Source organism: Anoxybacillus sp. P3H1B (assembly GCF_001560855.1).
Classification (GTDB): domain Bacteria; phylum Bacillota; class Bacilli; order Bacillales; family Anoxybacillaceae; genus Anoxybacteroides; species Anoxybacteroides rupiense.
This window is the reverse complement of the sequence record NZ_LPUG01000031.1, coordinates 32,554-54,289: the sequence shown is the minus strand read 5'-3', so window position 1 is coordinate 54,289 and position 21,736 is coordinate 32,554. Positions and strand designations below refer to the sequence as shown.

Genomic DNA, 21,736 nt, shown 5'->3' with positions numbered 1-21,736 from the left:
TTTTCTACAACCGGAAACGCGTACATTCCGCTATCGGGTATCTTACACCTTTTCAATACGAACAAATGTACGGTCAAATTGCGTAATTTTCTCGATTCTGGCTGTCCAATCTATTGACAGAGGTCCATCGACAACCAAAAACAAAGAGAATGAAAAAACACCAGCACCTTCACAAGAAAACAAGGAAAAATCTAATATACAACCAAAGACGTCACCACAATCACAATCCAAATCGTCACCAGCACCACAACCGAAATCTCAACCTAAGCCTGAACCTCAACAACAACCTAAACAAGCTTGCTTAAATATTAAAGGGAACATTTCAAGTTCGGGTGAAAAAATTTACCACTTGCCGGGAGGACAATTTTACGATAGTACGGAACCAGAAGAAATTTTCTGTACAGAGCAAGAAGCAATCGCTGCTGGCTATAGAAAATCTAAACGTTAAGGATGGCCGTTCCTGTTACGCTTCGAAATATGCCGAAAAGCTCTGTAGAGAGAAATCTCTGCGGGGCTTTTCTTTTTGCTCAAATTTGCATCAAATTTAATCTCAAATATATATTATGATTTTGAACTTACAGTCATAAAGCCTCAATTCCTTTCGAGGAATTGAGGCTATTTCTATTTTAGGGGGGAAAGGATGAGCAAGTATCAAACCATCAATCACCAACAGCTAGAGTTGCTAGAAAGGGAGGTGTCTACCAAACAACCAGAGAAGCGTGTCAACATTGTCAGCCTAAAGCTCGTTCAGGAATCTAGCATACTTCACAAGGAACGTCAAATCAAATCTCCGGAAGATGCGTACAAGCTGCTGCAGTCGTTTCTTGTGGAAGCCGACCGGGAGAAGTTTGTCGTTGTCTGCCTTGATACGAAAAACCAGCCCGTAGGCAGTCTCAATTCAAGCATCGTGCATCCGAGGGAGGTGATGAAGGCTGCCATTCTCTCCAACTCTGCTTCTATCATCGTTGCCCATAATCATCCCAGCGGTCATTGCGAGCCGTCGCGGGAAGACATCGAGGTAACGAACCGGTTAGTAGAGGTTGGAAGAGTGATAGGCATTGATGTGCTAGACCATTTGATTGTTTGTCCTGAACGATATTTGTCGCTGAAAGAAAAAGGATATATTTGAGAGGAGACGAGAAGATGTTGCACATGGATTGGTTTGTAAGGACAATGAAAAGAACGTTCAACGTAGCAGTCAACATTGACGAGGTGGGCTATGAAGCGTATGAATTCTATCACGAAGAGCTGGACAACTATCTTGTACCTGAAGAGCATCTGGAAAAACTCCCGAATCCTTTGCTTTTTGAGACTCTAACGTATGTTGATGAAAAACGAAATGAGTGGATAGCGCGGGATTTGTAAGAAATGAGGAAACGAAGGAGAAATTGTACGAGGTGTGGATAAAGAATGGAGAGCCAATCGCTTACGAAATATATGTCTGAGATTGGCGGATGTTCGTTCGGGAATATCACGGTTAGACCAAATGAAAGGGGAAGAGAAAATGGCAAAATACCATCGCATCATCATTGACGGAGTGCCGTACTATCGGGAATACAGCTACGGGCTGGATGGCTACGGCGAGATGCTTAGCGAAGATGAGCTTGTTCAAATGTTGTTGGAGGAGGTGATAGACGAAGAGATTGAGATTAACGAAAGGGAAATCGAAGCCGCTCTGCGCCGGATTGCAGACCGTGACGACCGGAACCTATTGCAGAGCTATATCCGCTACTTGGAGCGAATCAGCCGGGAATGAGACCGACTCACGACATTTTTTCCGAAAATCTCACGACAAAACTAAAGGGATTCCAACCATGTATGGCAGATTCGATGAGTGACAAGGAATTGGACCTCTGTCCAATCTATTGACAGAGGTCCAATGGAAAAATAGGTTTTTAAAAAGAAACATTTTAACAATGATTTTTTCGAAATCGGTGGTCGCCCTGCCACATAAGGTGCTTCAGGTAAAGAAAGTTGGTCAATGTATTGAAATAAATCCTGTAAAAGAGGATCGATTTCGCTAGACAGTGCATGTTTGATGACAATATTGGAAATCATGATCGTGTCCACCCCTTGGAATGAAGGATTTTTAGTCACTGTATATGATTTCCAAGAAGGGTGGATTTTTTGCGTGCTTTTATACATCCATTATGCGTTTTGCAACACGTTCAGAAATAACAAGATTTACGCATAGCTTACAAATTACTTGCTTACTTTTATCATTATTTCTACAAGGCAAATGAGTATATAGAATTATTCAACACAGCAAAAAACTAGATGTATCAAGGTATTTACTCTAATTATAACTTTTCTGATGTGAAAAATCGGAATGTTGATTAAGTGTAAGTGCTGTGATTCTTTCTTTTAGGGTTATAAGTTACGTTTGGCTGGAATTAATAACTTTTAAAGTTTTTAATGATCCAGAGAGGATGGAAAAGAAGCTATAAAACGTGCTAATAAAGCTTTTAATGCTATCTAGTGTTCTCTGGTGGAATCGCTAAGAATAACGATCATTTTAAAAGTGATATCAAATCGTACATCTTGCTTGACATGCATTCAGCACGATTATATAATGATATCATCAACGAATCATATTAAAGGTGGCAGTAATGAAAGAATATAGTGGTCGAATCTTACTAAGAATGTCTCCCCAATTACATCAAGAAGTTGCACAATTAGCTTCGTCCTATAGTCAGTCGCTGAATGAATTTCTTATTCAAACTATTGAGGAAAGGGTTGAGAAAGAAATGAAAACGAATGTGTCTTTTTCGCGTGTGAACATTGATGAGTTGAAGGTGAAAGAAGTGAGGGAGGCGGTGATCGTCACTCAACACCCATGGTTTATGGAGTTGCTTCATAAGCACAACGTTTACTTCTTTAATCCTTCCCTTGGAAGAGTGACACCGATGCAGTATTTGCTTTTTTATGAAACGACGAAGCAAGAAAGTGATGGAACAAAAAACGAGCATCCGCGTCATATCGCTTATTATGGAAAAGTAAAGGAAATCATTTATGACATTCAGCCAGGCGACTACATGCATATTCCTGAACTACAACCTTTAATAAACGATCCGAAGTTTTGGGATGAAATTCGCACGTGGGAAACGACGAATGTGGTTCTTTTACGTGAAGTGGGAACATTCGCGAATCCTCTTCCGCTGAAAAATGGTTTAGAGGCGAGATACTTAGTGAACAAAACAACAACTTTGCCTTTGTTAAGAAATGCAACGTATATTGACGAACTATATTAAGTCTCATCTTTCTCAATCCCCTGCATTATGATTGTAAATGGTACAAATGAAGTTGGTATTACTGGCGCAGAAGCTGGGGATGCTTTCACAGTAACTTACTTGTTAGATGGTAAAACAGCAACGGTTAAGTTGACTGTTACTGCTGAATAATTTAAAAACCGCTGCTTTGTTTTGGGTTGCGTGCCTGTCACGCTCCGAAGTTTGTCGAACATAGAAACAGAGAGTCTGATGACTCTCTGTTTCTTTTTCTCCATAGTGGGATAGGAGGTACCCCTTACACTTAGGAATCTCAACGTTTATTCGTATTGGAAAGATCCATGTTTCTAACAGAGAGGGCCATTCACAAAATGCTAACGAAATACGCGGATTTAGCCAATATGGAGAACATTCCCCCGCACCGCTTCCGTCATAGTTTTTGCAAAAGCCTAGCCAATGCCGGAACGCCCATTGAAATTATTAGACGGCTTGCTCGGCATGAAAGCATTCAAACAACAGCTATTTATGAGGAACAGGTGCAAGCATTAAGGAAAATGTAATTATAAATTATTGCTTTTCAGTAGCATAAATGCTACCATGTGTATAATAATTAGTAAAGGGTAGAGGATGTTGTTTGAGGTAATATACACAGGAAATGTAAAGGAATTTGAAGATTATCTATTGAGTAAAGCCGAGCAAGAACTTAGACAAAAAGGTCGTCCGGGTATATGGTGCCATGTTGCTGATGTATATGCAAGGCAACTTACGATTATTCAACATAATCCATATCCTTCTGATCCGGAGGACAACAGCTTTCCGGACGATATAACCCCTCCGTCATTGAAACATCTTAGCATGAATACTCGTTATGATAATTTTTACAGATGGGGTATAAGGGGTGGAAGAACTGGAAATCACAGAATTATATTTGCGATCCACAATTTTTCAAAAGTCATACTGCTTCATTATTTTGACAAGCAGTATAACGGAGCGACAAGACGAGAGGATATTGTGCCTGCTGAATCAGCATATGAAAGTTATTGCGCTGTTGATCCTTGCCTTTATTAATCAACTGGGGGGAAAAAGAATGAGTGATTTTTTTAAGAAATATGCAGCCATTCGAGGCGAGCAGCATGTTCAAAAACTTCAATTAGAAGGAACGATAGCTGCACAGATTAAAACAAGACGTAAGCAGCTGAATATGTCTCAACAGGAACTTGCAGACCGTATTGGAGTTCCAAAATCCACGATTGGGAGAATTGAAGCGGGACTTACAAGTCCTAGGATAGAGACGCTTTTTAAAATTTCGCAGGCATTGAATACTCCTTTCATCATTGATGGTACAAGTAGACAGGATCATAACCTGCATGTTCAAGTTTAGCGCATTGGTTGCGGGCCTGTCATCATCCGAAATGAAATGGCAGAGTTTACGAAAAAGACATTGGATATGCTTCGTCAGCCGTTAGAGACAGGAAAAGTGACGATGAGCCGCGTTGCTTCCAAAGCCACTTATCCTGCTCATTTTATTCTGATTGGGGCGATGAATCCATGTCCAATGTGGATATTTAGGATCAAGAACGCGCTATTGCCCCTGTATATATGTACCCAAACTCTTTCCCAGCCTCATTTATGAACACAGATATATGAGTTGATTATTTTTCAGGAACAAAAGACGAACAGAGACAAAAGTATATGGAATTTGTCAAAGGAACCAATTTCGCTTCTACAAGCGGCTTGTAATCAGTCGCGCGTATGCGTTTTAAAAGGCAGATCTCCTCTTCCCTTCAGCGGTTGCAAACCCTTAAAAAAGAAACAGAGCGCCACCAGATTCTCGGCGATCCGTACCCGTCACACGTTGAAGTGTAATGCCAAAAGGCTCCTCGCAGGGAATGACTGCGGAGCTTTTTCGTCTCATACAATTTCCATACATATTAAAATAAGGAGGGAAGAGAATAGGAGAGATGAGGGAATGCGTTCAAGAAAAAGGAAGGGGATGAAGCCATGGCACGTTTTCGAAGTGTCGTGGGAAAGAAATGGATGTTGTAACTAGCAACACTTGTTCGCTTTTAGAAATCAGAAAGTGATTTCCCGAATAATAATGGTTTCCAATTCTTTATCGAAGCCGTGTTTTTCTCTTCGAAAAGCCTTCTCAAAAGCATCAGGGTTTTTTATTAATTTCACTTTATCAAAGATAAACAGGAAAAGATGATCAGCTTCATAATGAAAGGAATCTGAGCCTAACTCTTCCCTTAATTTACGTTCCGTCATGTTTTCCCTTGTACATTTCACCTCTATTACCATTCCATATTCATCGAGTACGATATCATATCTGACGGAAGCATAACCAGCATCATCTCCCACCTCTAATCTAGCATCTGGAAATATGGGGCGGATGAGCGAATATACATCATGCTCATTTTCGATTTTAGTCTTATCCAAATCTTCCTTATTATGTGTGAAAATGACGGTCGGAATTTTACTTATTGTCGGCATATAATAATAAGTGCATGTATTAAGGTGAAAAAGAGGGGGTGTATTGCGCTAAATGAGGAAATCGAACTAATTCTAATGACAAATTTTGCAGCAACTGCGGAGCTTTCTATATGGCCTCGGCCTAATAAATTATTAGTGACTGCCAATATCTTAATGCTCATTGCTTGTATATGAATGGAAGCAGTATAATAAACAGACAGAAAAGGTGGCGAGCTATTCGGTTGAGCAAGCCAAACAAGAAAGGGCTATTTTTGTTTTAGAAGGGAAAAGGATGAACGAGTATCAACCAACCAATAGTAACTGGAATGATAGAAAAGAGGGGAATCGAGCCATAAATAGTGTACATCAACATAACTTTGGAGCTTGACAGGCACCGTTCCCATCCCCTTCTCAAAGTTTTATTAGATTTATTTTTATAAGATGATATCCCCCTTTTCAGTGACTGGATATACCAACCCGCCAGAGTATTCCGGGTATTGGAAGTGCTCCGGCTGATACGTTTGTTCATAGTGTACTTTGTACTCCGCTGAGCTTCTTTTTCTCCTCATTCTCACGTATAATCGAACATATCGGTCTGTAGTAACTCTTTCATGACGCCTTTTAAAAGGATTCCAAACATTATAGTAGGTGCTCCAATAGGCAGTCCCCGCTTCTACCTCAAATTGTCCAGCACCAAATATTTTCCCCTTATTAGCTAAAGCTTGTTTAAGTAAATCTGGACCTACCTTAGCAGCAAGTTCTTCCAATTGCTGACCAAGATAAGCTGTAGCGCAGCCTAGGTATATACATCCTGCTAATTTTGCTGCTTCACCCCAACCGTACGACTTGGACCAAAGAACGATATCCCATCCTTTCTCTATGTCATTTTTCATTTGCTCAAATGTACTAGGCACTCAAATTCCTCCCATTAACCAAAATTGAGCACGAAATATTTATATTTGAAATGCCTGTATAAAGTTACAAGTAAAAAGAGCAAGTTTAAGCACATTATATTTACTCAGTAATGGAGCAAGAGCATGTGGCAAAACGCATAATGGATGCAAAATACGCACAAAAAGCCCATAAATCGAAGGGAAGCTTGATTTTTCTGCTATCAAGTGAATCGTGTTATCTTGTGTGATAGCTACAATCAACGGAAAGGATGCGTAATGTCACCAAGTGGTTTGGCTCTTTTGAAACAAGCCAGTCACCATCCATTCCAAACACCAATAGTTAAGGACTTTTGGATTATTTGTCAGGTGAAAATTAGGTATATATAATGAATGATTGATGATAAAAATCGTTATAGAATTATCATTTACCCTTATTTTACTTATGTTACCATCTATAAAAAAGATAGATGGAGGAGTGAGTCAACATGCATACAGGAAAACGGAAGATGGTCCTACCTTTCGATCGAGAACGAAGCGAAACATCAGAGGAATGGTTCAAACCAACGGGGGAGCTGTACAGACGATGATCCGGCTGAAGCTGGATGAGTTAGAGGAGATCGCCCGGCATATTTCGGATGCTGAAGATGCTTGCGAGCGGGCGCGGACGACCTTGTCGTGGGAGCTTTCTTCTCTCGCGATGAACCTTCCTGGCGTAAGCATGCCCGCGATCGAAGGGTTGCGGGATGAACTCGTTCCTTGGCTACAACGTTATGAAGACAAACTGAATGAAGCGAAAGATGCGTCTCTCAACATGATAAAGAAAGTGGAGTAAGGGTTGGTGTCTGTCACTGCCCGAATAGAGGCGCAGGATTTCATCGGAAAACCGCTCGTAAGCTTGTTGAATTATGATAAAGGATGAGTCATACGCATTGCCCACATGAACAAAAAGGAGTTTGTATGATTTTTTATATAGATGCTTTAGATTCTCCTTGAAGATCCTTTCTTTTTTGTTATGGCAAAGCTTTATGCCTCATTTCGCAGTTCAATGTTTGTAACGATACTGGTTGATATATGCTTTTGAGTCTGAAAAAAGCATTTTTCATTCATCGATTCAAATGATCGCCTTTGCGGAAAGAATATTTGCTTGTCGAAAAATCAGGGGTATCCTTTTCCGGAAGAATGTATATACTATGTATATACATTTCGGGATGAGGGTGATATAATGAACGCAAAGGAACATTTAGAAAGCAAAATCAACCAAAGTAAAGGAGGGGACTACATGTCTACAGTTGTTGCTCAAAAATGGGGAAACAGTTTGGGCATTCGTATCCCAAAAGATGTTGCTGATCAAATAGGGATCAAACAAGGTTCCGAAATGGAATTAAACGTGATTGGAAATGAAGGGATCATCACATTAAAGCCAAAAAGAACACGGAAGAAATACACATTGGAAGAACTGCTATCACAGATTACACCTGAAAATCGGCACGAGGAAGTTGATTTTGGGGTAGAAGGGAGTGAATTGATTTAATGCCAGCAGACGTACCAGAGAGAGGCGATTTCGTTGTTTTAAACTTTCATCCACAAGCTGGTCATGAGCAGGCCGGGAGAAGGAATGCTATTGTTTTATCGCCTAAAGAATTCAATCAAGCAACAGGATTTATCGTTGTTTGTCCGATGACCAATCAAAAGAAGGGTTATCCCTTCGAAGTAGATTTACCAAAAGAAGGAATATCCCTTGATGGCGATGGCTATCCAATAACAGGGGTAGTTTTAACGGATCAAATTAAATCATTGGATTGGAAAGCTCGTAATCTAACAATTTTAAAGAAATATAATCCAGAAGATGCACAAATTGAAGAAATAGATAGAATCATTGATGAATGCCTAGCGAAAATAGAAACATATCTGATTTGACATCATCCTTTCTTTTTCAGAAAGGGCTATTTTTGTCCTTTAAACATTCATGGGTGATGGAACGTACGGGTATTAAGAAGAAAGCTTATTATAATTTCTTAAAAGGCGAAGGAAATGTGGAGGAGTATGTTGCAAAGACCAATAAGCTATTCTGCATTAAGGATCCGTTCTTTTTTTACAAGGCAGATATGGAATTCAAAGAAAGAACGTTTGGCCGTAGCCGAGCTGATTCATTTATGAATTATGTGGCACTTTCGTTTTACGGTACAGTGGACGAAGAATTAAAAAAGGGGATGCATCTTTTTAGTGAATTTGTTGAACGGATCGATGTTTTAAAATCAGTCACAAATTCGGAAAATCCAAGGGGGAGTCCTTGATTACAAAAGATAATCTTGAAATGATTTTAGAGCCTAACAAAACACATTTGTCGAAAATGAAAAAGGCAATGGACCGTATTTACTCTCTCAGAGATCCTCTTGCTCATGTAAAGCCGCTTATTTTATAAAAACTGATCTTTACGAGCACGCAAATGTATTGCAGTTTCCGATTCAAAATGCTAACTATGGTGGGCTTGTGTATGACTATAACGGTGATTATTGTGTCCATATTAACAACGCACAGCGAGAATATACGAAAAATTCATGTGGGCGCACGAGTTTTATCATTTCTTTTTTGACAGAGATAAAAGCTTCCTTAAATAAGGACGTTCGCTCCCGCATCCTCTTTTCATTTCTCTTCTCCCGATCTTCGAAAAACTTCGGGACGTGACGAGCATCTATCTCAACTTCTCAATCTCCTCCAAAGACAGCTCCGTCAGTTCATGAATCGCTTGGATGTCCATATCCTTTGGTAAGCATTTTTTTCGCGATGTGGCGTTTTTCTTGTTGCCATCCTTGCGTAATCTTCGCTCCACGCCTTCTTTCCATCCTTTCTCTAGCGTCTTTTTCTCGTACGAAATGATCAATTCCAACACTTGTTTTTTTTCTTTTGTTTCTATTTCATTCATCTCGTTTCATAATTGCTGTTCTTCTTCGTCTGATAGGTTGACATATGTCTCAAAAAAGCCGATTAACAATCGTTGCTTTGCTTCGTCCCATTCCATACGCACCATCATACGTAAAAATTGCTTCTTTAGCTCTTACTCGTTCATTTTCAGCATACCCCATTCTGCTTAACTCAACGGTGAAAAAGTGAAAGTCCATGATTTTTCCAAACGGAAATTGAAGTGTAAAGTCTGAAGGTTCATGACGAAGGGAGTCTCAACACCGCAATGGGGACAATAGGCTTGCGATGTTTTTCAAACAAGCGGCTAAAATAAATAAACATTCGTTCTGGAAAAGAAGGTTGTACGTAGCTTTGATTTGCAATATGGACGATGATGAGACGATCTTCTCCTTTCCGTTTCGTCTCTGCCAGTATATCGACATGATATTTCTCCCCCGCCGTCACATCGGTGAACAGCTCCTCCGACAAAAACGATACATGCTCGAAGTCTATATACTCATACATGTGCGGGAAAAAGAGAAGAATCAACTCTTCAAAAAAAGTCGTGATCAATTCCTTAAACAATCGGTCATGATCAACCGTCATATATGCTTTCGACAAGATGGACAACACTCCTGCTTTGGAAATGAAAAAGAAGAGAGTCCTTCGACTCTCTGTTTCTAGGTTCGAAAAACTTTGGATAGTGACAGGCACTTAGTCTTCGTCGCTGGCGAAGAAACGTAAAATATAGATGAACAAATTAATGAAGTCGAGATAGATGTTAACGACGATCATAGGGATGTCTGCTTCGCTAAACCCGTGGCGGGCAAGCCGGTTGATGTCATAAATCGTAAAGCCGAGAAAAATCAAAATGCCTAAAGCGGCAATGCCCATTTGTCCGACGCTTGAAAACGGAATAAACCACTGGACGATGAGTAAGCCGAGCAATGCGAATGCCCCAAGCGTGAGAAAGCCGCCGAGGAATGAAAAATCTTCTTTCGTTTTCGCGGCGTAAAGAGCAACGCCAGAAAAGGAAATGACCGCTAAAGCAAACGCTTTAAAGACGGCTGCCGCCCCAATAATGGAAACGTAGTAACCGATGACGGGAGCCAACGTGGCGCCTGAAACGAACATAAACGCAAACATTAGCGGGTAGCCCACCACTTTTTGGCGCCGTGAAAAGATCATCACAAGCAGCAAAATGACTTCAAGAATGTAAAGCGGCAAATACCAAGCGGTGGAAATGGATTGCCCCACATACAGCCCGCCTGTCGCTACGGCTAATGCGGCTAAAAAAGCAACAGCTAGCTTAGCAACAGGGCTGCGCGACGGATAAACGACAGATGAGTTCATGTTCCTATCTCTCCTCGCATAAAAATCATCAGCAGATGTTTCTTTTAGTGTAGCAAACCTGACTTTTTTTGTCACTGCCTGATGGCGCGCCTGCGAAGGAGCAGTGCATGAAATCACCGCCTTTCCAACAAATCGGGTGGTTTGTGGAAAAAAAAGGAGGCATTATTGCGTTTATCGCCATGATGAACAGCGTAAAAAATAAAACGAGAAGCTATGCTTCTTTTTTCGCGATTTGGCATTGGGAATTGTTGCGCTTTTGATGTTCAAGTAACAAAAGGCTTTGTCGATGCGATGGTTTAGGGCAAAAAAAAGCCTTATAGAAGTGAGGAGAGGGCAGATGGTTAAGCGGCTGTGGAGCAAACATCGAAAATGGAACATAATCCATGGAAACGTATACAGAATAAGCGCCGCTCCCCAGAAACGATCAAGGGAGCGGCGCAGTCTGTTTATTTAAAGGCCATCGCCGCTTTGACGGCTTTTTTCCATCCTGCATAGCATGCGCTTCGGGCTTCTTCGCCCATCGTTGGGGTGAATGTCCGGTCGATGTTCCATTGTTGCGCGATTTCGTCTTGGTCCTTCCAATATCCTATCGCCAAGCCAGCTAAATAGGCCGCTCCAAGCGCGGTCGTTTCGTTGACGACCGGGCGTTCCACCGGTACGCCGAGCATATCGCTTTGGAATTGCATGAGAAAGTTGTTTTTTACTGCGCCGCCATCCACGCGCAACGCTTTCAAGGAAATGCCTGAATCCGCTTCCATGGCCGTGAGCACATCTTTTGTTTGATAGGCGAGGGATTCTAGCGTAGCGCGAACCAAATGTTCTTTTTGCGTTCCCCGTGTCAATCCAAAGATCGCTCCTCTCACATCGCTGTCCCAATACGGGGTTCCTAGCCCGACAAAGGCTGGTACCACATACACGCCTTCTGTGGAGGTGACGCGTTCGGCATATTGCTCGCTGTCAGCCGCGTTTTTGAACATGCGCAACCCGTCTCTTAGCCATTGAATGGCAGAGCCCGCGACAAAAATACTTCCTTCCAGCGCATATTCCACTTTGCCGTTAAGTCCCCACGCGATTGTGGTCAGTAGCCCGTGCTGGGACGCAACTGCTTTTTCGCCGGTGTTCATCAGCATAAAGCAGCCTGTTCCGTACGTATTTTTCGCCATTCCTGCTTCATAGCACGCTTGGCCGAATAGGGCGGCTTGCTGGTCGCCGGCTGCTCCCGCAATCGGAATTTCTTGTCCGAAGAAATGATACGGCACGGTATGGGCATAAATGTCAGAAGATGGCCGCACTTCTGGAAGCATGGACTTCGGTACGGTTAATAAGTCTAACAGTTCATCATCCCATTTCCGTTCATGGATATTGAATAACAAAGTTCGAGAAGCGTTGGAATAATCCGTGACGTGCGCTTTTCCGCCCGAGAGCTTCCAAATGAGCCACGTATCAATCGTTCCGAATAACAGTTCTCCTCGCTCCGCTTTTTCTCTGGCTCCTTCCACATGATCCAAGATCCATTTGATTTTGGTGCCGGAAAAGTAGGCATCAATAAGCAATCCTGTTTTTTGGCGAAAAGTATCATCAAGCCCCTTCGCCTTTAACTCCTCGCAAATGTCTGCGGTTTGCCGTGATTGCCAAACAATGGCGTTATAGATCGGCTGCCCGGTGTTTTTGTCCCAAACCACTGTAGTTTCGCGCTGATTCGTAATGCCGATACCGGCGATTTGCTCCGGCTTGATTCCAGATTCGGACAAGGAAGTGGCGATGACTGATAAGATGGAGCCCCAAATTTCATTGGCATTATGCTCAACCCAACCTGGTTTTGGAAAATATTGTGTAAATTCTTTTTGCGACAGATGAACGATTTCTCCTTGTTTGTTAAAGATGATGGCACGTGAGCTCGTTGTTCCTTGGTCAAGAGCTAAAATATAAGTTTCCATTTTCTTCACCTCATTTTTATTTAATCACCATTTTTTAGCTTGATACTTTCGTATTCTTATAGAGGTTGACGCTTTTTTGTTCTTTATTGCCGACTAGCGCTGCTGCTATGATAGCGGCAACCACCATGGTGAAAATCCAAAAGGCAGGGGTGCTATCTCCTTTAAAAGCCCATTGATAAAATAACGCTCCATAAGTGCCTCCAATGATCGGCCCGACGACAGGAATCCACGCATAGCCCCAGCCGGAGCTTCCTTTGCTCGGAATCGGCAAAAGGAAATGGGCGATTCGCGGGCCTAAGTCCCGGGCTGGATTGATGGCATATCCCGTCGTCCCGCCTAGGGAGAGCCCGATGGCCACAATGAGAAAGCCCACGATAAACGGATTAATCCCGTCTGCGAATCGATTCGCTCCAAGCGACAGCAAGCCAAGCAGCAAAATAAACGTGCCGATGACTTCGCTTAAAAGATTGGCCGCCGGATTTTTGATGGCTGGATCGGTGGAGAATACCGCTAGCTTGGCTCCCGGGTCGTCGGTCGCTTTCCAGTGAGGCAGGTAATGCAAATACACGACGACGGCGCCGATAAAGGCCCCGATCATTTGAGCGGCAAGGTAAGCGGGCACATCGCTCCAAGGAAACTCCCCGATCGCCGCTAATCCGATGGTCACTGCCGGATTCAGATGGGCGCCGCTAACTTGGCCGACAGCGTATACGGCCATGGCTACGGCAAGTCCCCATCCCATCGTAATGACAATCCAGCCGGAATTTTCGGCTTTTGATTTTTTGAGGACCACGCCGCCGACTACGCCACCTCCAAAAATAATCAATATCATGGTACCAATAAGTTCGCCAAAAAACGCAGACATTCCTATTTCCTCCTTTTCTTTTCGTATGGTTGTCTTTTGTGAGGAGACAGCTGTTTTGGCTCATAAAAAAGATCCACAGCAACTCCCCCCGCGCCTGCAATGAAGCAGACTGCCTGTAGGGAATGACTGTGGATCTCCATTTCTCCGTCACAACTATTAACTTAGTTTCAGATTACGATAAAAAGAAAGCGTTGTCAATTCCCTTTTTTGAATTATTAGATTATTTTTGTGACATACGGATAAAATGGAGCCACATCATCACAGATATGAAATTTTGTTGCTGGGGTGATGCCAACGCTTCGTTATCGCAGAGTAGATTCATTGCTTGGTTGGAGAAAAGAAGCGATGAACGTCCATGCTTCTTGCTCATCCTCCCCGTCGACCATCACTTTGATGGTTTGCCCTTCGGAGATGGCCACACTCATCAGATGAAGGATGCTTTTTGCATTAATCTTTTGTTGGCCGATCACAAGCTCCAGTTTGCTTTGATATTGGCTGGCTTGCTGGACAAGCTGGGCCGCTGGTCGAGCATGGAGCCCGTTTTCAATAGTGACGGTCACTTCTCTTTCGATCATTGGGTTCACTCCTCAAATGTTTGGCTAGCGGTGAATTTTCACAAGTTCCTTTGCGCTTTCGCTCGCGCGGACGACTTCTGCCAACGAGCTTCCTAAGCCGGCCTCCACGACCGCTGCATAGGCTCCTTCTACGAGAGGGGCGTCGGCTATCCTGATGTTTTCGTGCGGCTCCATCATTTCAAGGGCCATTTCCGCATTGATAAGCGCGCTCCCTAAATCAAATAAGACCACAACACCTTTTTCGGAATAGACGGATTCAATCGCTGTTTGGATGTCGAGTGCATTGGTTCCGATTCCGCCTTCCGCTCCTCCGGCGATGGCGATCGGTACGTCAGGATGAACTTGGCTCAGCAGTTTTTTTAACCCGCTGACAATTTCATAGCTGTGCGAGATTAAGACAAGGCTGACATATTTCATGGGGCTGACTCTCCTTTTTCGAATGATTCGGCTAAAGAAGCAAATAGTAAATAGGAGGAAACGGCTCCGGGATCAAGATGGCCGACAGACCGCTTTCCTAAATAAGCCGCCCGGCCTTTTTTTGCTTCCAGCTCTTTCGTATCTTCCATTTTTTCTTTCGATAAATCCACCAATTCGTTTGCACGAATCGTTTCATGGCTTTTCATCCACGCGATGACCGGATCCCACACATCGATCATCGTCTTGTCTCCGACTTGTGCTTTTCCCCGCATTTTGAGCCCGTCCAAGGCGGCTGAGAACGCCGCAACGAAAGCGTTCCTATCCGCTTCTTTTCGGTCTTTAAGAACAAGAGAAGCTTTCATGAAAGCCGTTCCATATAATGGGCCTGAAGCTCCGCCCACCTTCGCAATGAGCGTCATGCCGACATCTTTAAACAACGAACCGAGGTCGTCGTAGTGGCTGTCTGCGATTTTGTTGGCCGCTTCTTGGAGTCCCCGCGCCATATTCAAACCGTGATCTCCATCGCCAATGGCTTGATCCAGTTCCGTTAAATACGCTTTATTTTCTTGAATGTTGTCGTTAAACCGTTTGATCCATTTTTTTGCTTGTTCTACATTCCATAACATGTTGGATCTCCCTCCTTTTTTAGCGGCGACTGATCAAAAAGCAAAGCCGTTATTTTTTGAAAGCAATGGTGTCCGCTTGCGCATCGAGCAGTTCGCTGAGCTGGTCGTCTAATTTTAATAATGAAATAGAGCAGCCGGCCATTTCGAGCGAGGTCATAAATTCGCCGACGAACGTTTCATGTATATGGATGCGCTTTTCTCTTAAAATCTCGGAAACTTTTTTATGGATAATATACAATTCCATTAATGGCGTGGCGCCTAAGCCGTTGATCATGACCGCCACCTTGTCGTGTTCCTTCAACGGCAAGTCCTCGAGAATGTTGTTGAGAAGGATTTGGGCGATTTCATCCGCCGATTGGATGGAGGTTTTTTCGATGCCGGGCTCCCCATGGATTCCCATGCCGATTTCGATCTCATTTTCACCCAGTTCAAATCCCGGTTTTCCAGCTGCGGGAACGGTGCAAGGAGTTAAGGCCATTCCCATGGATCGCACATTTTCCACTGTTTTCTTCGCGACCGCTTCCACCTCTGCGAGCGTGGCCCCTTGCTCCGCTAGAGCACCGGCGATTTTGTGGACGAACACGGTACCGGCGATGCCCCGCCGGCCTGTGGTGTATGTACTATCTTCTACCGCCACATCGTCATTTACCACCACTTTTGCGACCTGGATTCCTTCTGCTTCCGCCATTTCCGCCGCCATTTCAAAATTCATCATATCCCCGGTGTAATTTTTGATAATGAGCAACACGCCTTTTCCGCTATCGACCGCTTGGATCGCTGCCAAAATTTGATCGGGGGTGGGGGACGTGAACACTTCACCGCATACGGCTCCATCAAGCATGCCTTTGCCGACATATCCGGCGTGCGCCGGCTCGTGGCCGCTTCCGCCGCCGCTGATGACGCCGACCTTCCCGGAAACCGGAGCGTCTTTTCTAATCATGACGTTCGTGTCTGGCAATCTTTTTAGTTTATCAGAATGGGCTTCCACCATTCCTGCCAGCATGTCATCGACTACTTGGTTCGGGTCATTGATTAATTTTTTCATAGACTTACCTCCTCTGAATAATTTCTTTATTTTATAACTGCAAAAATCATGCCAAAAATGAAAGCGCTTTATTATAGCGTTTTCATTATGGGATGACGAATACGTTGGGAAAAAGTATCAATTTGTTTGATACTTTTTCCCGACCAAGTGCTCCAAGCCGTATTCTCTTATTTTTTTGGCGGCCGTTTTATGAGTGATTCCCAGCGCTTGGGCCAGCTGGTTATAGCTCGGATAATACTGGCAAGCAAAAGCAAAAATTTGTTTTTCATATTCTTTGAAGGGCCGCACTTCGTTGCCCCAATCGATTGCTTGTTTCTCAGGCGTGTTTTGCTGTTCATGGCATGAAGGGTGGGAGATGTAGTAAGGCAAATCCTTGCAGCGTAAAATATCGTCATCTACGAGATTAAAGAGCCGTTCAATCACATTTTGCAATTCTCGAATATTCCCTGGCCAGTGGTAGCTAAGCAGAGCTTCCATGAATCCTTTTTCATAGCCCTTGATATTTTTTCCCAAACGCTCATTCAGTTGCTGACGAAACGCTTCCACTAAGAGGGGAATATCTTCTTTTCTTGCCCTTAAAGGGGGGAGATGAATCGGCACGACATGGAGCCGATAATAAAGATCCTCGCGAAACCGCCCCTCGTCCACCATTTTTTTAAGATCGCGGTTGGTCGCGGCAATCACGCGAACATCCAATGGAATCGGCGCATATCCCCCGATTCGTTCCACTTCCTTTTCCTGCAGCACACGTAAAATTTTAGCTTGCAACTCCAAGCTTAAATCACCAATTTCATCTAAAAAAATCGTCCCTTTATGAGCGAGTTCAAATTTGCCGCGGTGTGTTTTATACGCCCCGGTAAAGGCTCCTTTTTCATAGCCGAACAGCTCGCTTTCCATTAAATGAGGAGGGATGGCCGCGCAATTTACGCGAACTAATAGATGGTTCTTTCTAGAGCTGGCCTCATGGATCGCTTTCGCAACGAGTTCTTTTCCTGTGCCGCTTTCGCCTGTGATGATGACCGTTGAATCGGTTTTTGCCGCCTTTGCCGCAATCGTTAACGATTCTTTAAGGATCTCGCTATTTCCGATGATTTGGTGAAAGGCTTCATGAACCCCTTGGTGTTTCGCCAGCTCTGACTCTAGGTATTTCGTTTTTTGCTCCATGAGATCAATTTTGTCAAGAAGTGTTCGAATATCATCGAAAGGAGTCAGCGTGGCGACTGCTCCGCGAAATGCGCCGTCCACAAACATCGGATTGATTTTCGTGATATAACTAGATTGTTGGTTTACTTGGATGAGCTTTACTAGCTGCTTTTCGGCTTTTTTCACATGGTTCCATTCATGCGGGCCGATGATCGATTGAATGTGGGGCCCGCCCTTGATCTTTTTTAGCAAAGCGTTCATTTCCTCATTCGTGTAGATCAACGTCCCATTTTCATCTGTTAATCCGATCAAATCCGAGACCGATTTTAGAACGAGATGCAACCGTTGCTGCAGCTCTTTTACTTCATTTAATTCTTTGCTGATTTTCTCGATGGTTGATATATCTTGAAAAATCGCGACGGCTCCAATCACTTTTCCATTAAACATAATCGGGGAACGGGTGGTCAGCAGCGTATGATGATGGATCGTTTGTTTTCTCGATAATTCCGTTTTTCCCGTCTTTAGCACTTCATGCAGTCGGGAATGGGGGATGACTTCGTCCGCGCGCTGATTGATCAGCTCATGAGGATTGGTTTGCAAAAGCTGGGCTGCCCGCGCGTTGACGTAAGTAATGATATTGTCGCTATTGACCACGATGATTCCATTCGGTAAAGCTGAGATGGCTTCATGAAGGGTAAGGGAATTTTCCATGAGAAGACGATCGGTTTCCGATTGCTGCGAGTCTTCAAGATCCGTTGGCGCGAAAAAGCTTTGAATTTGCTGGACGGCCGAATCGTCAAGTTTTTCGGCAACGTGCAGGATAAATTCCTCTCCTTGGCCGATCTTTAAGGACACTAATGATAGCAGATTGTTCACCTGCACTTTTTGATCGCGATAAAGAACGTACGTCTTTTTCAGTGTTTCTTGATTCGGAAGCAAGTTTTGAAGCAGCGAAATGAACGCGGCCGCCATTCGGATGTGAAGGCCGTTCTTTTTATGGACGGTGAGTTTTAGAAACATTTTATTTCCTCCTTATGGATATTTTAACAGAGCGGTTTTTTAAAACCCTCATCCTAGATCCCGCATTTTCCCATGTTTTTATTATGTTAATTGTTGGGAAAAGAGAGAAAGATTGGAGAAATCCTTCTTATCTCCATTATACGACAAAGGGGGATGCCTGGCATCGAAACGTGAAGGGAGAGGAATCTATGCGCTGGGTCGCGGATATAGATGGAAAAAATTCATCGTATTTACATGCAAAAAATTTTTCAGAAATCGAAAAATATGATACAATACATACAAAGTTAATATTCGGTTGGAGACAAGGAGAGACCACATAACATTGCGTCTGTAAAAGGAGCGTAGTGTGTATGTGGTCTCTTTTTTTCAACTTTTGACGGATCATAGGAGGAATCATTCATGAAGAAACCTGTATTTGCACAGCAAAGACAAGAAATTTTAAGAGAGGTCGCAGGCAAAACATTTGATGTCATCATTATTGGCGGCGGCATTACCGGCGCGGGGATTGCGCTCGATGCAACGGCAAGAGGAATGAGTGCCGTTTTATTTGAGATGCAGGATTTTGCCGCTGGAACCTCCAGTCGTTCCACGAAGCTGGTGCATGGAGGGCTCCGTTATTTAAAGCAGCTGGAAGTGAAGCTCGTCGCTGAAGTGGGGAAAGAACGCGCGATTGTTTATGAAAACGGGCCGCATGTGACTTCGCCTGAATGGATGCTGCTGCCGATTTATAAAGGAGGAACCTTTGGTAAATGGAGCACCTCGATTGGACTAAGAATATACGATTATCTGGCGGATGTGAAAAAAAGCGAACGAAGAACGATGTTGACGGCGTCGCAAACGATGGAGAAGGAACCGCTCTTAAAGCGAGAAGGATTATTAGGCGGGGGATATTATGTCGAGTATCGAACAGACGACGCACGCTTGACGATTGAAGTGATGAAAAAGGCAGTCGAATGCGGCGCCAAAGCGCTCAATTATGCCAAGGTCAATGCGTTTATTTATGAGAAGGGGAGAGCTGTAGGGGTAAGCGTAGTGGATCAAATCACCGGAAAGTCCTATCAGGTTTTCGCGAAGAAAATCATCAACGCCACTGGCCCTTGGGTCGATACTTTGCGGGAAAAAGATCACAGCTTGAAAGGAAAGCATCTGATTTTGTCAAAAGGCATTCACTTAGTGTTTGACAAAAGCCGTTTTCCATTAAAACAAGCGATCTATTTTGATACATCTGACGGCAGAATGGTGTTTGCCATTCCGCGTGATGGAAAAACATATGTTGGCACAACGGATACGTTTTATGAGGGGGATCTGGCCCATCCGAAAATGACCGTGGAGGATCGTGATTATCTCCTTCGGGCGATTCATGATATGTTTCCAACGGTCGGCATTACCGCGGAAGATGTTGAATCCAGCTGGGCTGGACTCAGACCGTTGATTCATGAGGTAGGGAAAAGCCCGTCGGAAATCTCCCGAAAAGATGAGATTTGGACAGCAGATTCAGGTGTGATCACGATCGCCGGCGGAAAATTAACGGGATACCGCAAAATGGCGGAAACGATTGTGGATCGGGTCGCTCAATTGCTAAAAGAAGAAGGAAACGCCAGCTTTTCCCCTTGCCAAACGAAAAAGCTGCCCATTTCCGGGGGCGATTTCGGAGGCTCCGCCCATATGGAAGCGTTTGTGGCCAAAAAAGCCGAACAGGGAGAAAAGGCGGGACTTTCGAGAAAACAGGCCGAACGATTGGCTCGCTTATATGGCACAAATGTAGACCGGGTGTTTGAATTAGCCGTTCAATTAAAGAAAGAAGCGGCCGAGCTTCAATTGCCGGTCGATGTGTTGGCTTCCCTTCAATATGGCCTGGAGGAAGAGATGGTTGTCAAACCGGAAGACTTCTTTATTCGAAGAACGGGAGCATTATTTTTCAATATTCATTTCGTTCGTCAATGGAAGGAATCGGTGATTCACTATATGGCGAAAACCTTGGAATGGAGTGAAGCGGAGCAACACCAGTATCAAAAAGAATTAGAAACATATTTGCATGATGCCGTCACACCTGTTCAAATATGATACTTGCCATCTCTGAAAGGATGTCGAGCCGGCATCCAAGGAAGCCTTGTAGAGCGCTTTTCTCTATAAGGCTTCTTTCGTCTTTTGGCGGTTGGATGACCAAACAACACTACATCCCGACAAGTTCATTGATCCGGATGTATCCTGTTGGTCGTTGTGTAACGAAGGCAAGTCAGTCTCCTTGCCTTCGACTGTAGAAAAAATAGGAATCTATTTTTGGATGAACGATAATTTCAATATTCTAGTGGCTATTAAGATAGACGGTGATGAACTAAGTCATCTCGAGATTCCATTTGCTAGCATGCTTCCTCAAAAGGGTTAGAAATGTTCGCATCGAAGGCGAGAGCCACTTATCTTTATGATAAGACAAATAAACAGATAAATTTTCACTGGATGGCAAAGGTTGAGCATGCATGAATCCCTTACTTATTTCTTGACTGACTGTGCTATACGGTAATAATCCTATACCGAAGCCACACATTATACACTGCTTAGTAGCATCTATGCTCCAAAATTCAATGCTAGATTGCTTCCAATATTCTGGTGATGTATCTGGAATATTTTCCATAATGATCCTTTCAAAGATTGCGCGATAACTGCATTCTTTCTCGGTTAATAAAAACACTTGTCCTTTCAATGAATGTAATTCATTCAGTTTAATGGGTTTGGCTGAAATAAGTGCCATCGTCTCGTCACATAACTTTTCCAAAATAATGTGATTGTCTTCATTTTTATCCTTCTCGATTACTAACGCTAGATCAACATTCCCTGTACTTAAATCTGTTCGCCAATTGATTGGGTCCAAATGTTGCAATTGAATTTCAATGCCTGGAAAGTCCTCTTTCAGCTCTTTTAAAAGCGGAGGTAATCTATAGATTAAAAGAGCTTCAGGTGCTGTAATCCTTAATTGACCTCTTATTTCCCCCTGCTCTCCTACAGCTTCTTTTAAATTTCCGAAAGCATTTAGTATCTGAATGGCATAGGGCAATAGCTTTTTACCTGCTTCCGTTAATAACACCTTTTTGCCTATCCTATCAAAAATGGGGGCCCCTAGTTCATCTTCTATTGCTTTTATATGAAAAGTTACAGTTGATTGGGAATAATTAAGAAGCTCTGCGGCTTTGGAAAAATTCCCTGTTTGGATAATGGCTTTAAAGGTATTCAGATGTCTAATTTCCATAAACCCTCACACCTCTTA

The 21,736-nt window shown here is 43.3% G+C and carries 23 protein-coding genes and 5 pseudogenes; 16 read left to right on the top strand and 12 right to left on the bottom strand.

What is annotated here, in order from left to right; all coding sequences use genetic code 11:
- Positions 1-32: 32 nt before the first annotated feature.
- The 9 genes and pseudogenes from AT864_RS18840 to AT864_RS17785 form a co-directional block, all read left to right on the top strand.
- Positions 33-86, top strand: coding sequence for a hypothetical protein (locus AT864_RS18840; RefSeq protein ID WP_369815676.1), 54 nt, complete (start codon positions 33-35; stop codon positions 84-86).
- A 212-nt stretch (positions 87-298) separates the two neighbouring features.
- A pseudogene (locus AT864_RS18835) lies at positions 299-448 on the top strand (nuclease); the annotation flags it as partial.
- Positions 449-640: 192 nt separating this feature from the next.
- Positions 641-1,129 carry a RadC family protein gene (locus AT864_RS16855; protein ID WP_066151053.1) on the top strand — a complete coding sequence of 163 codons (489 nt, stop codon included), beginning with the start codon at positions 641-643 and terminating at the stop codon, positions 1,127-1,129.
- A 14-nt stretch (positions 1,130-1,143) separates the two neighbouring features.
- The gene (locus AT864_RS16850) at positions 1,144-1,365 is read left to right on the top strand and encodes a hypothetical protein (RefSeq protein ID WP_231734684.1); all 222 of its coding nucleotides are present in this window, start codon (positions 1,144-1,146) and stop codon (positions 1,363-1,365) included.
- 139 nt (positions 1,366-1,504) lie between these two features.
- Positions 1,505-1,756, top strand: a complete 252-nt coding sequence (locus AT864_RS16845; RefSeq protein ID WP_066151050.1) for a hypothetical protein — start codon at positions 1,505-1,507, stop codon at positions 1,754-1,756.
- Between the two features lie 853 nt (positions 1,757-2,609).
- A complete protein-coding gene (locus tag AT864_RS16835) occupies positions 2,610-3,251 on the top strand; it encodes a toxin-antitoxin system HicB family antitoxin (protein WP_066151047.1) in 642 nt (213 codons plus the stop codon).
- A 302-nt stretch (positions 3,252-3,553) separates the two neighbouring features.
- A pseudogene (locus AT864_RS16830) lies at positions 3,554-3,787 on the top strand (tyrosine-type recombinase/integrase); the annotation flags it as partial.
- 338 nt (positions 3,788-4,125) lie between these two features.
- On the top strand, positions 4,126-4,608 hold the full coding sequence (locus AT864_RS18465; protein WP_231734683.1) for a helix-turn-helix domain-containing protein: 483 nt from the start codon (positions 4,126-4,128) through the stop codon (positions 4,606-4,608).
- Between the two features lie 18 nt (positions 4,609-4,626).
- A pseudogene (locus tag AT864_RS17785) lies at positions 4,627-4,822 on the top strand (ATP-binding protein); the annotation flags it as partial.
- Between the two features lie 478 nt (positions 4,823-5,300).
- Here the strand turns inward: AT864_RS17785 and AT864_RS16815 are convergent.
- The gene (locus AT864_RS16815; protein ID WP_231734682.1) at positions 5,301-5,666 is read right to left on the bottom strand and encodes a hypothetical protein; all 366 of its coding nucleotides are present in this window, start codon (positions 5,664-5,666) and stop codon (positions 5,301-5,303) included.
- A gap of 467 nt (positions 5,667-6,133) precedes the next feature.
- The gene (locus AT864_RS16810; protein WP_066151039.1) at positions 6,134-6,613 is read right to left on the bottom strand and encodes a hypothetical protein; all 480 of its coding nucleotides are present in this window, start codon (positions 6,611-6,613) and stop codon (positions 6,134-6,136) included.
- Positions 6,614-7,175: 562 nt separating this feature from the next.
- On the opposite strand from AT864_RS16810, the pseudogene AT864_RS17780 reads away from it, so the two are divergent.
- The 5 genes and pseudogenes from AT864_RS17780 to AT864_RS18580 form a co-directional block, all read left to right on the top strand.
- Positions 7,176-7,391, top strand: a pseudogene (locus AT864_RS17780) (hypothetical protein); the annotation flags it as partial.
- Between the two features lie 423 nt (positions 7,392-7,814).
- Entirely contained in the window at positions 7,815-8,123 is a 309-nt protein-coding gene (locus AT864_RS16800; protein WP_066151033.1) for an AbrB/MazE/SpoVT family DNA-binding domain-containing protein, read from the top strand.
- Positions 8,123-8,509 (top strand): type II toxin-antitoxin system PemK/MazF family toxin, encoded by a 387-nt coding sequence (locus AT864_RS16795; protein WP_066151030.1) that lies wholly within the window; start codon positions 8,123-8,125, stop codon positions 8,507-8,509. The genes AT864_RS16800 and AT864_RS16795 overlap by 1 nt, the downstream gene beginning before the upstream one ends.
- Before the next feature lie 56 nt (positions 8,510-8,565).
- Positions 8,566-8,886 (top strand): hypothetical protein, encoded by a 321-nt coding sequence (locus AT864_RS16790; RefSeq protein WP_231734681.1) that lies wholly within the window; start codon positions 8,566-8,568, stop codon positions 8,884-8,886.
- Positions 8,883-9,014, top strand: coding sequence for a hypothetical protein (locus AT864_RS18580; protein ID WP_255357525.1), 132 nt, complete (start codon positions 8,883-8,885; stop codon positions 9,012-9,014). Before AT864_RS16790 ends, AT864_RS18580 begins: the two co-directional genes overlap by 4 nt.
- 270 nt (positions 9,015-9,284) lie before the next feature.
- Here the strand turns inward: AT864_RS18580 and AT864_RS16780 are convergent.
- Together AT864_RS16780 and AT864_RS16775 are read right to left on the bottom strand one after the other, a co-directional pair.
- Positions 9,285-10,099, bottom strand: a pseudogene (locus tag AT864_RS16780) (Rpn family recombination-promoting nuclease/putative transposase).
- Between the two features lie 108 nt (positions 10,100-10,207).
- Positions 10,208-10,846, bottom strand: coding sequence for a Bax inhibitor-1/YccA family protein (locus AT864_RS16775; protein WP_066151024.1), 639 nt, complete (start codon positions 10,844-10,846; stop codon positions 10,208-10,210).
- A 107-nt stretch (positions 10,847-10,953) separates the two neighbouring features.
- On the opposite strand from AT864_RS16775, the gene AT864_RS18040 reads away from it, so the two are divergent.
- Complete coding sequence (locus AT864_RS18040) at positions 10,954-11,106, top strand: hypothetical protein (protein ID WP_156450561.1); 153 nt, start codon at positions 10,954-10,956, stop codon at positions 11,104-11,106.
- A 186-nt stretch (positions 11,107-11,292) separates the two neighbouring features.
- Here AT864_RS18040 and glpK read toward each other — a convergent pair whose 3' ends face one another.
- From glpK to AT864_RS18570, 7 genes are all read right to left on the bottom strand, one after another.
- Positions 11,293-12,783 carry a glycerol kinase GlpK gene (gene glpK, locus AT864_RS16770; protein ID WP_066151021.1) on the bottom strand — a complete coding sequence of 497 codons (1,491 nt, stop codon included), beginning with the start codon at positions 12,781-12,783 and terminating at the stop codon, positions 11,293-11,295.
- 34 nt (positions 12,784-12,817) lie between these two features.
- Positions 12,818-13,648, bottom strand: a complete 831-nt coding sequence (locus AT864_RS16765; protein WP_066151018.1) for an MIP/aquaporin family protein — start codon at positions 13,646-13,648, stop codon at positions 12,818-12,820.
- A 302-nt stretch (positions 13,649-13,950) separates the two neighbouring features.
- Entirely contained in the window at positions 13,951-14,223 is a 273-nt protein-coding gene (locus tag AT864_RS16760; RefSeq protein ID WP_066151015.1) for an HPr family phosphocarrier protein, read from the bottom strand.
- Between the two features lie 24 nt (positions 14,224-14,247).
- On the bottom strand, positions 14,248-14,640 hold the full coding sequence (dhaM, locus tag AT864_RS16755; RefSeq protein WP_066151012.1) for a dihydroxyacetone kinase phosphoryl donor subunit DhaM: 393 nt from the start codon (positions 14,638-14,640) through the stop codon (positions 14,248-14,250).
- Positions 14,637-15,266 (bottom strand): dihydroxyacetone kinase subunit DhaL, encoded by a 630-nt coding sequence (gene dhaL, locus AT864_RS16750; protein WP_066151010.1) that lies wholly within the window; start codon positions 15,264-15,266, stop codon positions 14,637-14,639. The genes dhaM and dhaL overlap by 4 nt, the downstream gene beginning before the upstream one ends.
- Positions 15,267-15,315: 49 nt before the next feature.
- Positions 15,316-16,311 (bottom strand): dihydroxyacetone kinase subunit DhaK, encoded by a 996-nt coding sequence (gene dhaK / locus AT864_RS16745; RefSeq protein WP_066151007.1) that lies wholly within the window; start codon positions 16,309-16,311, stop codon positions 15,316-15,318.
- Between the two features lie 117 nt (positions 16,312-16,428).
- On the bottom strand, positions 16,429-18,474 hold the full coding sequence (locus AT864_RS18570) for a sigma 54-interacting transcriptional regulator (protein WP_066151005.1): 2,046 nt from the start codon (positions 18,472-18,474) through the stop codon (positions 16,429-16,431).
- 399 nt (positions 18,475-18,873) lie between these two features.
- On the opposite strand from AT864_RS18570, the gene AT864_RS16730 reads away from it, so the two are divergent.
- On the top strand, positions 18,874-20,538 hold the full coding sequence (locus AT864_RS16730; RefSeq protein ID WP_066150999.1) for a glycerol-3-phosphate dehydrogenase/oxidase: 1,665 nt from the start codon (positions 18,874-18,876) through the stop codon (positions 20,536-20,538).
- A 271-nt stretch (positions 20,539-20,809) separates the two neighbouring features.
- On the opposite strand, the gene AT864_RS16725 is transcribed toward AT864_RS16730, so the two are convergent.
- Positions 20,810-21,718 carry a LysR family transcriptional regulator gene (locus AT864_RS16725; RefSeq protein ID WP_066150996.1) on the bottom strand — a complete coding sequence of 303 codons (909 nt, stop codon included), beginning with the start codon at positions 21,716-21,718 and terminating at the stop codon, positions 20,810-20,812.
- Positions 21,719-21,736: the final 18 nt, after the last annotated feature.